At 68.2% G+C, this 10,847-nt stretch carries 10 protein-coding genes; 8 read left to right on the forward strand and 2 right to left on the reverse strand.

Going from position 1 to position 10,847, the window contains the following annotated elements; translation table 11 throughout:
- The first annotated feature begins 69 nt into the window (after nt 1-69).
- The 4 genes from aceE to ACT6S0_RS12545 all read left to right on the forward strand — a co-directional run bounded on the left by aceE (nt 70) and on the right by ACT6S0_RS12545 (nt 6,626).
- Nucleotides 70-2,775 (forward strand): pyruvate dehydrogenase (acetyl-transferring), homodimeric type, encoded by a 2,706-nt coding sequence (gene aceE, locus ACT6S0_RS12530; RefSeq protein WP_444764158.1) that lies wholly within the window; start codon nt 70-72, stop codon nt 2,773-2,775.
- A gap of 18 nt (nt 2,776-2,793) precedes the next feature.
- Nucleotides 2,794-4,482, forward strand: coding sequence for a dihydrolipoyllysine-residue acetyltransferase (aceF, locus tag ACT6S0_RS12535; protein WP_444764159.1), 1,689 nt, complete (start codon nt 2,794-2,796; stop codon nt 4,480-4,482).
- Nucleotides 4,483-4,497: 15 nt separating this feature from the next.
- Entirely contained in the window at nt 4,498-6,297 is a 1,800-nt protein-coding gene (lpdA, locus tag ACT6S0_RS12540) for a dihydrolipoyl dehydrogenase (protein WP_444764160.1), read from the forward strand.
- Between the two features lie 116 nt (nt 6,298-6,413).
- Entirely contained in the window at nt 6,414-6,626 is a 213-nt protein-coding gene (locus ACT6S0_RS12545) for a hypothetical protein (RefSeq protein WP_444764161.1), read from the forward strand.
- Here ACT6S0_RS12545 and ACT6S0_RS12550 read toward each other — a convergent pair.
- Together ACT6S0_RS12550 and ACT6S0_RS12555 are read right to left on the reverse strand one after the other, a co-directional pair.
- On the reverse strand, nt 6,623-7,189 hold the full coding sequence (locus ACT6S0_RS12550) for a hypothetical protein (protein WP_444764162.1): 567 nt from the start codon (nt 7,187-7,189) through the stop codon (nt 6,623-6,625). The two genes, ACT6S0_RS12545 and ACT6S0_RS12550, sit on opposite strands and share 4 nt — an antisense overlap.
- Nucleotides 7,190-7,196: 7 nt before the next feature.
- Nucleotides 7,197-8,096: an HDOD domain-containing protein gene (locus ACT6S0_RS12555; RefSeq protein ID WP_444764163.1), complete on the reverse strand. Its 900-nt coding sequence runs from the start codon at nt 8,094-8,096 to the stop codon at nt 7,197-7,199.
- Between the two features lie 100 nt (nt 8,097-8,196).
- Between ACT6S0_RS12555 and ACT6S0_RS12560 the strand changes: the two genes are divergently transcribed.
- From ACT6S0_RS12560 to ACT6S0_RS12575, 4 genes are all read left to right on the forward strand, one after another.
- Nucleotides 8,197-8,616, forward strand: coding sequence for a hypothetical protein (locus ACT6S0_RS12560; protein WP_444764164.1), 420 nt, complete (start codon nt 8,197-8,199; stop codon nt 8,614-8,616).
- Between the two features lie 16 nt (nt 8,617-8,632).
- Complete coding sequence (locus ACT6S0_RS12565) at nt 8,633-9,100, forward strand: DUF6152 family protein (RefSeq protein ID WP_444764165.1); 468 nt, start codon at nt 8,633-8,635, stop codon at nt 9,098-9,100.
- Nucleotides 9,101-9,171: 71 nt separating this feature from the next.
- A complete protein-coding gene (locus ACT6S0_RS12570) occupies nt 9,172-9,846 on the forward strand; it encodes a transglutaminase-like cysteine peptidase (RefSeq protein WP_444764166.1) in 675 nt (224 codons plus the stop codon).
- A gap of 13 nt (nt 9,847-9,859) precedes the next feature.
- A partial coding sequence (locus ACT6S0_RS12575) for a LapD/MoxY N-terminal periplasmic domain-containing protein (protein ID WP_444764167.1) occupies nt 9,860-10,847 on the forward strand: 988 nt, incomplete at its 3' end.

Genomic DNA, 10,847 nt, shown 5'->3' on the forward strand with positions numbered 1-10,847 from the left:
TGCCTGCGCTCGCCCTTGTACAGACACCCTTTCCCGCCCGGCAGAGGCGGATCACCAGGAGACACGGCCATGTCAGCCCAGCCGCAAGAGTTTCTCGGCGCCGCCGCGAACGACACCGAACCCCAAGAGACGCGCGAGTGGCTGGATGCCCTCTCGGCGGTCATCAGCGAGGAAGGCGGTGACCGTGCCCACTTCCTGCTCGAAACCCTGATCGACCATGCCCGCCAGGCGGGCATCGACGTGCCGTTCTCGGCCAACACGGCCTACGTCAACACGATTCCGACCGACCAGGAAGAGCGCTTCCCCGGCAACATCGAGATCGAAGAGCGTCTGCGCGCCTATATGCGCTGGAACGCGATGGCGATGGTCGTGCGCGCCAACAAGCACAACCCCGAGGACGGGGGTGACCTGGGCGGTCACATCAGCTCCTTCGCGTCCCTCGCGACGATGCTCGGCTGCGGCTTCAACCACTTCTGGCATGCCGACGACGGCGTGCACGGCGGTGACCTGCTCTACATCCAGGGCCACAGCGCGCCCGGCATCTACGCCCGCGCCTTCATGGAAGGCCGCATCACCGAGGAACAGCTGATCAACTTCCGCCAGGAAGTCGACGGCAAGGGCCTGTCCAGCTACCCGCACCCGAAGCTGATGCCCGAGTTCTGGCAGTTCCCGACCGTCTCGATGGGCCTCGGGCCCTTGATGGCCATCTATCAGGCGCGCTTCCTGAAGTACCTGCATGCCCGCGGCATTGCCGACACGAGCAAGCGCAAGGTCTGGGTCTTCCTGGGCGACGGCGAGATGGACGAGCCGGAGTCGCTCGGCGCCATCGGCCTGGCCGCGCGCGAGAAGCTCGACAACCTGATTTTCGTCGTCAACTGCAACCTGCAGCGCCTGGATGGCCCGGTGCGCGGCAACGGCAAGATCATCCAGGAGCTCGAAGGCGAGTTCCGCGGCGCGGGCTGGAACGTCATCAAGCTGATCTGGGGCGGCTACTGGGACCCGCTGCTGGCGCGCGACAAGGACGAGCTGCTGCGCAAGGTCATGATGGAAACCGTCGACGGCGACTACCAGGCCTTCAAGGCCAACGACGGCGCCTTCGTGCGCAAGAACTTCTTCGGCAAGCACCCCAAGCTGCTCGAGATGGTGGCCAAGATGAGCGACGAGGACATCTGGCGCCTGCAGCGCGGCGGCCACGACCCGCAGAAGGTCTATGCGGCCTATCACAAGGCCGTCAACACCGTCGGCCAGCCCAGCGTGCTGCTGGTGAAGACCGTCAAGGGCTTCGGCATGGGCAAGATCGGCGAAGGCAAGAACACCGCCCACCAGACCAAGAAGCTGCAGGACGACGACATCCGTGCGATGCGCGACCGCTTCAACATCCCGGTGTCGGACGAGGACCTGCCCAAGATCCCGTTCTACCAGCCGCCGGAAGGCTCGCAGGAGCTGAAGTACCTGCACGAGCGCCGCAATGCCCTGGGCGGCTACCTGCCCAAGCGCCGCGCCAGGACCGACGAGAACTTGAAGGTGCCCGACCTGGCCACCTTCCAGGCCGTGCTGGACCCGACGGCCGAAGGCCGCGAGATCTCGACGACGCAGGCCTATGTGCGCTTCCTGACCACGCTGCTGCGCGACAAGGAGCTGGGCCCGCGCACGGTGCCCATCCTCGTCGACGAGGCGCGCACCTTCGGCATGGAAGGCCTGTTCCGCCAGATCGGCATCTACAACCCCGCGGGCCAGCAGTACACGCCGGTCGACCGCGACCAGGTCATGTACTACCGCGAGGACAAGGCCGGCCAGGTGCTGCAGGAAGGCATCAACGAGGCCGGCGGCATGGCCTCGTGGATCGCCGCGGCGACGTCGTACTCGACGAACAACCGGGTGATGATCCCGTTCTACGTCTACTACTCGATGTTCGGCTTCCAGCGCATCGGCGACCTGGCCTGGGCGGCGGGTGACATGCAGGCGCGTGGCTTCCTGCTGGGCGGCACGTCCGGCCGCACGACGCTCAACGGCGAAGGCCTGCAGCATGAGGACGGCCACAGCCACATCCTGGCCGGCACCATCCCCAACTGCGTCAGCTACGACCCGACCTTCGCGCACGAAGTGGCGGTCATCATGCAGCGCGGCCTCAAGCGCATGGTGGAAGACCAGGAAAACGTCTACTACTACATCACCCTGCTCAACGAAAACTACCCCATGCCGGGCCTGAAGGCCGGCACCGAGGAGCAGATCCTCAAGGGCATGTACCTGCTGGACGAGGCCGCCCCGGCCGCCCTGACGGTCAACCTGCTGGGCTCGGGCACCATCCTGCGTGAAAGCCAGGCGGCGAAGAAGCTGCTGGAAGAAGAGTGGGGCATCGGCGCCAGTGTCTGGAGTTGCCCGAGCTTCAACGAGTTGGCTCGCGACGGCCAGAATGCCGAGCGCTGGAACCTGCTGCACCCGACCGAACTGGCCTGCGTGCCCTATGTGACGCAACAGCTCGGCCAGACCAAGGGCCCGGTCATCGCGTCGACCGACTACATGAAGAACTATGCCGAGCAGATCCGCGCCTTCATCCCCAAGGGCCGTTCCTACAAGGTGCTGGGTACCGATGGTTTCGGACGTTCGGACTTCCGCTCCAAGCTGCGCGCGCACTTCGAGGTCAACCGCCATTACATCGTCGTGGCCGCGCTGAAGGCTCTGGCCGACGACGGTGCGGTGCCGCTCGAACGCGTGGCGGAAGCGATTGCCAAGTACGGCATCGACGCCAACAAGATCAACCCTTTGTACGCGTAAAGCCGAGGGAGACAAGACATGGCATTGGTTGAAGTCAAGGTTCCAGACATTGGCGATTTCGACGAAGTCGGCGTCATCGAGGTGCTGGTCAAGGTGGGCGATACCGTCAAGGTCGAGCAAAGCCTGATCACGGTCGAAAGCGACAAGGCGTCGATGGAGATTCCGTCGTCCCAGGCCGGCGTCGTCAAGGAGATCAAGGTCGCCGTGGGCGACAAGGTCAAGGAAGGCAGCGTGTTGGTGCTCGTCGAGGGTGCGGGCGCGGCCGCGCCTGCAGCCGCTGCGCCTGTCGCTGCCACGCCCGCGCCCGCGCCGGCTCCCGCTGAGGCGCCACCCTCAGCAGCGCCCGCCCAGAGCAGCGGCCCGGTCACCATCGAAGTGCCGGACATCGGCGACTTCGACGAAGTGGCCGTGATCGAAGTGCTGGTCAAGGTCGGCGACGCCGTCAAGGTCGAGCAGAGCCTCATCACCGTCGAGAGCGACAAGGCGTCGATGGAAATCCCGTCGTCAACCGCCGGCGTCATCGAGGAGCTGCTCGTCAAGGTCGGCGACAAGGTCAAGAAGGGTTCGGCGCTGGCGCGGGTGAAGGCCTCTGGTGGTGCAGCTGCCCCGGTAGCCGCCGCCCCCGCCGCTGCGGTGGCAGCTGCTGCTGCGCCCGCTCAGGCAGCACCGGCGCCTGCCGCTGCCGAAGCCAAGACCGTCCCCACGGCCGCGCTGCCGCCGCACCAGCCCGTGGCGCCCACCGGCAAGCTGCCCCACGCCTCGCCCACCATCCGCAAGCTCGCCCGCGAGCTGGGCGTGCCGCTGGAAGAAGTCAAGGGCAGTGGCGCCAAAGGCCGCATCGTCGAGAGCGACGTGCAAGGCTTCGTCAAGGCGGTCATGAGCGGCGCGGTGCAGACGGCCGCGCAGAAGGCTGTCGCGCCTGCGCCCGCTGCTGGCGGTGGCGGCAGCGGCCTGTCTGTGCTGGCCTGGCCCAAGGTCGATTTCGAGAAATTCGGCAGCGTCGAGCGCAAGGAGCTGTCGCGCATCAAGAAGATCTCGGGTGCCAACTTGCATCGCAACTGGGTCGTCATTCCGCACGTCACCAATCACGACGACGCGGACATCACCGACCTCGAAGCCTTCCGTGTCCAGCTCAACCTGGAAAACGAGAAGGCCGCGAAATCTGGCAACGGCGCCGGCGCCGTGAAGGTCACCATGCTCGCCTTCATGATCAAGGCGGCCGTCGCGGCGCTGAAGAAGTTCCCCGAGTTCAACGCCTCGCTCGACGGCGACACCTTGGTGCTCAAGCAGTACTTTCACATCGGCTTCGCGGCCGACACGCCGAACGGCCTGGTCGTGCCCGTCATCAAGGACGCCGACAAGAAGGGCATCTTCCAGATCACCCAGGAGATGGGCGAGCTGGCCAAGAAGGCCCGCGACGGCAAGCTCGGGCCCGCCGACATGAGTGGCGGCTGCTTCTCGATCTCGTCGCTCGGCGGCATCGGCGGCAAGTACTTCACGCCCATCATCAATGCGCCCGAAGTGGCCATCATGGGCGTCTGCAAGAGCAGCATCGAGCCGGTCTGGGACGGCAAGGCCTTCCAGCCGCGGCTGATCCTGCCGCTGTCGCTGTCGTGGGATCACCGCGTCATCGACGGCGCGGCGGCTGCGCGCTTCAACGTGTACTTCGCCAGCCTGCTGTCCGACTTCCGTCGGATCGCTCTGTAAGAGGGAGCTGAACTCATGGCACTCATTGAAGTTCAAGTTCCCGACATCGGCGACTTTGACGAAGTCGGCGTCATCGAGGTGCTGGTCAAGGCCGGCGACACCGTCAAGGTCGAGCAGAGCCTGATCACCGTCGAGAGCGACAAGGCGTCGATGGAGATCCCGTCGTCATCGGCGGGCGTAGTCACAGAGATCAAGGTCAAGATTGGTGACAAGGTCAAGAAGGGCTCGGTCATCGTGTCGCTGCAAGGCAGCGACGCGGCGGCCCCCGCTGCGGCGCCTGCCGCTGTAGCACCGACCCCCGCGCCAGTTGCAGCCGTGCCGGCCCCGGTGGCCGCGACCTACTCGGGCAGCGCCGACCAGGCCTTCGACCTCGTCGTCCTCGGCGGCGGCCCGGGTGGCTACTCGGCAGCCTTCCGCGCCGCCGACCTGGGCCTGAAGGTCGCCCTCGTCGAGCGTTACGCGACGCTCGGCGGCGTCTGCCTCAACGTCGGCTGCATCCCGTCCAAGGCCCTGCTGCACGTGGCCGCCGTCATGGACGAGGTCAGCCACATGGCCGACCTGGGCGTGGCCTTCGGCGAGCCGGAGGTCGACTTCGACAAGCTGCGCGCGCACAAGAACAAGGTCACCGGCAAACTGACCGGCGGCCTCGCGGCCATGGCCAAGATGCGCAAGGTGACGGTGCTGCGCGGCGTCGGCACCTTGCTCGACGCGCAGAACCTCAAGGTCGAAGCGACCGAGGGCGCGACGGGCCAGGCCAAGACGGGGGCGTCGCAGACCGTCGCCTTCAAGCGCCTCATCATCGCGGCCGGTTCGCAGGCCGTGCGCCTGCCCTTCCTGCCCGACGATCCGCGCATCGTCGACTCGACCGGCGCGCTGGAGATGAAGGTCGAGGCGGTCAAGATGCTCATCGTCGGCGGCGGCATCATCGGCCTGGAGATGGGCACCGTGTACTCGACGCTGGGCACGCGCCTGGACGTCGTGGAGATGCTGCCCACCCTGATGACCGGCGCCGACCGCGACCTCGTCAAGGTCTGGCAGAAGTTCAATGCACACCGCTTCGACAACATCATGTTGAACACGAAAACGGTGGGGGCCGAAGCCAAGGAAGACGGCATCTGGGTGAGCTTCGAGGGCGAAGGCGCGCCCAAGGAGCCACAGCGCTACGACCTGGTGCTGCAGGCCGTGGGCCGCACCCCCAACGGCAAGAAGCTCGGCGCCGAGAACGCCGGCGTCGCGGTGACCGACCGCGGCTTCATCCCGGTCGACGTGCAGATGCGCACCAACGTGCCCAACATCTTCGCCATCGGCGACATCGTCGGCCAGCCCATGCTGGCCCACAAGGCGGTGCACGAGGGCCATGTCGCCGCCGAGGTTTGCGCCGGCGAACTGCTGGAGAACGCCGAATACGCCAAGAGCCAGTTCGACGCCCGCGTGATTCCCAGCGTCGCCTACACCGACCCCGAGGTGGCCTGGGTGGGCATCACCGAGGACGAGGCCAAGGCCAAGGGCATCAAGGTCACCAAGGGCCTGTTCCCCTGGACAGCCTCGGGCCGTGCGATTGCGAATGGCCGCGACGAGGGCTTCACCAAGCTGCTCTTCGATGAGGAAAGCCATCGCATCATCGGCGGCGGCATCGTCGGCACGCATGCGGGCGACATGATCGGCGAGATCGCGCTGGCCATCGAGATGGGCGCCGACGCGGTGGACATCGGCAAGACCATCCACCCGCACCCGACGCTGGGCGAATCGCTCGGCATGGCGGCGGAAGTGGCGCACGGTTCCTGCACGGACGTGCCGCCGGTGCGCAAGAAGTAAGGCGGTAGCGCGTCAGTTCGCAGGCCCGGCCCGGCAACGGTCCGGGCCTTTTCATCGGTGCGTGGGTCCGGGTCTTCCTGCCCTCAACACGGTGGCGCGGTCGCCACAATCGCGACATGACCTTTTTCTACTGGTTCATGGCCGTCGTGATGGCCGCCACGCTGCTGCCCTCGGTCCTCTATATGGGTATTTACGTCTTTACCGGCGAGGACGAGGCCTTCCTTCGGGCCCGCAAGTTCTGGGTCTTGCTGCGTGTGTTCGCGCTGCTGTTCTTCAATGTGACGGTGTGGGGCCACGTCATCGTGGCGGCCTGGCAGCTGTTCCGCTAAATGCGTGACTCAACGATCCGCGGGCAATCCGCCGTGCCGAAGCGGTCCACCGGGACGCGAAAGCGCTGGCCCTCGCGCAGCTGCTGCCAGCGCTCCGGCGTGACGCGGCACACCCAGGCGTGGTCCTCGCGGTCGCGCAACTCGATCTCGAAGTAGGCTTCGCGCCTTCCCAAGCGCTCGCTCCCGGCCTCGCCTGGCGGCGCCACGCGCAGCGGCGGGCGCGGCCAGTCGGGGCGGTCGCCGGGCCCTCCCTCGCTCTTGGCGATCCAGCTGCGCCGCCAGGCCAGCAGCGTGTAGCGGCAATGCTCGCCGGGTTCTGCGCGCCGGCCCGTCGGGTCGGCCGTCATGCGGCGGGTGATGTCGAAGGCGCCCGCGGGCAGCTCGTCGCACCAGTCGGAGCCGGCTTCGGCGCGCAGCTTTTCGATGACGATCTCCATGCGCCAGCTGCGCCGCGTCAGCTCGACGGCGACGCCCGACGGCCCGAATACCCACCAGCCCAGCGTGGCCAGCGTCACCACCGCCATGGCGGCGAGGACGAGGATGCGCAGGCGCGGCAGTCGCATCCGCTGCTCAGGCCGCATCGAGCTGGGCGGTCACGGCCTCTTCCCATAGCGCCAGCTCGTCCCAGCCTATGCCCAGCCAGGCCATGGCGGCAGCGTGGTGGTCGGCCCAGTCGGCGTCTTCCGGCAGGCCTTCATGGCGGCGCATCAGGTGCTCGGCGATGAGGCCGGCGGCGATCAGCGTATGGATCTCCGGCTCAATGCCCGCATGGCCGAGCGCGGCGTAGTCGTGGTGCAGGCGGATCGCCGCCATCAGCGGCGCCGGCAGGTTCCACACCCGCACGACCAGCGCGCCGACGACGGCATGGTCGGTCTTGTGGTTGGCGTTTTCGGTGGCGATGTAGGGCCGGTCGATGCGCGCACCGGCCTCGACCATGGTGGCCGCGTAGCCACGCACGCTCTGCAACAGCACCGGCATGCCCACATGCAGGAACAGGCCGAAGCTGTGCGCCAGGTCCGGCGACAGCCCCGGCAGTTGCTGGGCGATGGTCGCCATCGCCGCGGCACGCTTGGCGCTGCGCTCCCAGAAGCGCGCCAGCTGCGGCGCGTTGACGGGAATGGCGTGCTGCAGGAGGAAGCCCGTCATGACCGCCACGCTCTCGCGCAGACCGATGCGCGTCATCGCCTGGCCCACGGTCGTGCAGGGCAGACCCACGGGCTTGAACAGCGGCCCGTTGGCGATGCGCAGCAGCGTGGCAGCCATGGCCACGTCGCTGGAGGCGATGCGGGCGACGAGGTTGAGGTCGGGCTCGGCCTGGCTCATGGCCTGCTGCAACTGGGCCAGCAGCTCGGGGCAGGGCGGGATCTGGATCTGCTGCAGGGGGCCGCGGCGGCGCGACTGGTCGATGTCGTCGCGGATCTTCTGCGTCGGGCTGATCGGGCTGCTCGGGGTGGAGGCGGTGGTCTGCATGGCCCAAAAATCATAGGCGGCGCCGGCGTCGCTACAGTGATGGCATCAGCCGCGCTGGCGTCAATCTTGCCCACTTCATCGTTTTGATTCGCCCGCCGCCATGTGGACTGCCCTAGCTTCCCACCCGTGGGCCTATCCCGCGCTGGAGGCGGTGCATGTGCTGGGCATCGCCCTGTTGTTCGGTGGCCTGCTGGTGTTCGAGCTGCGCCTGCTTGGGCTGGGTCGCGCGCTGCAGCTGGCCGCATTGGCTCGGCTGGTGCTGCCTCTGGCGCTGCTGGGTTTTGCGTTGTGCGCGCTGACCGGCCTGTGCATGTTCGCCACACAGCCGCAGGAGCTGCTGGCCAACCCGGCCTTCCGCCTCAAACTGCTGCTGTTGATGCTGGCGGGCGCGAACGCCGCGTGGTTCCACGCGCGGGGCAGCCTGGCAGTGGCGGACGTGCCGGCACGGGTCCAGGGCCTCGTCTCCGTAGGGATTTGGGTCGCTGTCATCATCTGTGGCCGATTTATCGCTTACGTCTGACCAGGAGTTCGTGATGATGCAAAGACGTTCAATGCTGGCCGCGCTGCCGGCCCTGGCCGGCCTGCCCGCGCTGGCCCACCATGGCTGGAGCAGCTTCGACCAGGAGCGCCCCATCTACCTCAGCGGCCGCGCCGCCAAGGTGGCCTGGCGCAACCCGCACGCGGAGCTGCAGCTGGAGCTGCCCGAGAACCTCGCGCTGCCGGCAGACCTCGCCAAGCGCAGCCTGCCGCGCCAGACGGCGGCCGTCGACGGCACCGCGCTGCTGGCCAAGGCCAGGGTGCCCACGCGGCGCGACCGGCGTTGGGAGGTCGAGCTGGCGCCGCTGACGCGCCTGCAGGCCTGGGGCGTCGAGGAGGTCAGGCCGGGCGCCGAGATCGCTGTGCTGGGCTTCACCTTTGCCGGCGAGCAGGGCGAGCCGGTGCTGCGCGCGGAGTACCTGTTCGTCGGCGACAAGGTCTACGGGCTGCGGTCTTCACCGGCCTGAGTTCACGCTCGGCCCGCTCGGCGCGGGGGTGCGGGGCGGTACAGTGAAATCAATCCCCGCCCGCCGCCATCTTGCCCATCCCGACCTTCAGCGCCACCTTCCGCTCGGGCCCGTACCGGTGGTGGCTGGCCGCCTTTGTCGCCTGCCCCTGGCTGGTGTTGGCCGCCTACGACGCGGCGCGCGTCTTGGAGGCGGCGGCCCTGCGCGGCCCGCGCGTCGCCGAGCAGGCGCAGGCGCTGGTGCAGCAGATCGCGCGCAGCGGCAGCCAGGACGAACTGCAGCGGCTCACCGAGATCAACGACTTCTTCAACCGCCGCCTGGCGTTTCGGGAAGACGCTGACACCTGGCGCCTCGCCGACTACTGGGCCTCGCCGCTGGAAAGCTTGGACAGGCGCGCCGGCGACTGCGAAGACTACGCCATCGCCAAATACTTCAGCCTGGCCGCCGCCGGCGTGCCGACGGCGCGGTTGCGCATGGTCTATGTGCGAGCCCGCCAGCAGGGCCAGTCGCTGGCCCACATGGTGCTGGCCTACCATGCCGAGCCGGGGGCCGAGCCGCTGATCCTGGACAACCTGCGCCCCGAGGTGCTGCCGGCCTCGCAGCGGCCCGACCTGACGCCGGTATTCAGCTTCAACACCGAGGGCCTGTGGCAGGGCGTCGGGCAGGTGACGGCAGGCGACCCGCTGGCGCGGCTGTCGCTGTGGCGCGAGCTGGTGGCCAAGGTGCGGGCGGAAGGCTTTTTGTGATGGAGACCAAGTCATGTCGTTGATGCGACAGATCGCCTGGCTGGTGCTGGGCGTGGTGCTGGCGGCGCTGGTGGGCGCGGTCGGCCTGTCCGCGCGCTCCACGCAGCAGCTCATGCGCACCCAGCTCGAACTCAAGAACGCCGACAACGCGCAGTCCCTGGCCTTGGCCTTGTCCCAGCAGCGCGGCGACGCCGAGCTGATCAAGCTGCTGGTGTCGGCCCAGTTCGACACCGGCGCCTACGAGTTGGTGCGCTGGCGCGATGCCGCCGGCCAGACGCTGTTCGAGCGCAGCGGCGCACCGCGCCCCGGCCAGGCGCCTGGCTGGTTCCGCGCGCTGTTTCCCATCAGCGCCCCGGCCGGCGTGGCCCAACTGTCCGACGGCTGGAGCGCCATCGGTTCCGTCGAGCTGAGGAGCCATTCCAGCTATGCCCATGACGCGCTGTGGCTGACGTCGCGCCGGCTGCTGGCCTGGCTGCTCATCGTCGGCATCGTCGCGGCCGTTGCAGCCTGGGCCGGGTTGCGGCGCATCCGCCGGCCGCTGGATGCCGCCGTGGCCCAGGCCGAGGGTGTGCTGGCCGGCAGCTATGGCCAGGTCACCGAGCCGCGCGTGCCCGAACTGCAGCGCCTGACGCGCGCGATGAACGCGATGGTGCAGCGCGTGCGCGAGCTGTTCGAGGCCCAGGCCGGCCAGCTGCTGGTGCTGCGCCAGCAAGTCCACCATGACCCGCTGACGGGTGTGTCCACGCGCAAGCATTTCCTGGCCGAGCTCGACGCGGCCCTGCAGCGTGACGACGGCCCGGCCGTGGCCGGCCTGGTGCTGGTGCGCCTGCGCGACCTGCCCGGGCTGAATGCCCGCCTGGGCCGCGGCGCGGTCGACGATGTGCTGCTGACGATGGTCACCGCGCTGCAGGCCTATCCCGAGTCGGTCGCAGGCTGCCGCGTCGGCCGGCTCAACGGCGGCGACTTCGCGCTGTGGCTGCCCGCCCAAGGCGTGGCCGCCG

Source organism: Roseateles sp. (genome assembly GCF_052436255.1).
GTDB lineage: Bacteria > Pseudomonadota > Gammaproteobacteria > Burkholderiales > Burkholderiaceae_C > Pelomonas.

What these genes read in the sequence shown, in the direction of transcription:
- ACT6S0_RS12550 (WP_444764162.1), bottom strand. Translation starts at nt 7,189, where the DNA reads ATGCGACTGCCGCGCCTGCGCATCCTCGTCCTCGCCGCCATGGCGGTG.
- aceF (WP_444764159.1), top strand. Translation starts at nt 2,794, where the DNA reads ATGGCATTGGTTGAAGTCAAGGTTCCAGACATTGGCGATTTCGACGAA.
- ACT6S0_RS12560 (WP_444764164.1), top strand. Translation starts at nt 8,197, where the DNA reads ATGTGGACTGCCCTAGCTTCCCACCCGTGGGCCTATCCCGCGCTGGAG.
- ACT6S0_RS12565 (WP_444764165.1), top strand. Translation starts at nt 8,633, where the DNA reads ATGCAAAGACGTTCAATGCTGGCCGCGCTGCCGGCCCTGGCCGGCCTG.
- lpdA (WP_444764160.1), top strand. Translation starts at nt 4,498, where the DNA reads ATGGCACTCATTGAAGTTCAAGTTCCCGACATCGGCGACTTTGACGAA.
- aceE (WP_444764158.1), top strand. Translation starts at nt 70, where the DNA reads ATGTCAGCCCAGCCGCAAGAGTTTCTCGGCGCCGCCGCGAACGACACC.
- ACT6S0_RS12555 (WP_444764163.1), bottom strand. Translation starts at nt 8,096, where the DNA reads ATGCAGACCACCGCCTCCACCCCGAGCAGCCCGATCAGCCCGACGCAG.
- ACT6S0_RS12545 (WP_444764161.1), top strand. Translation starts at nt 6,414, where the DNA reads ATGACCTTTTTCTACTGGTTCATGGCCGTCGTGATGGCCGCCACGCTG.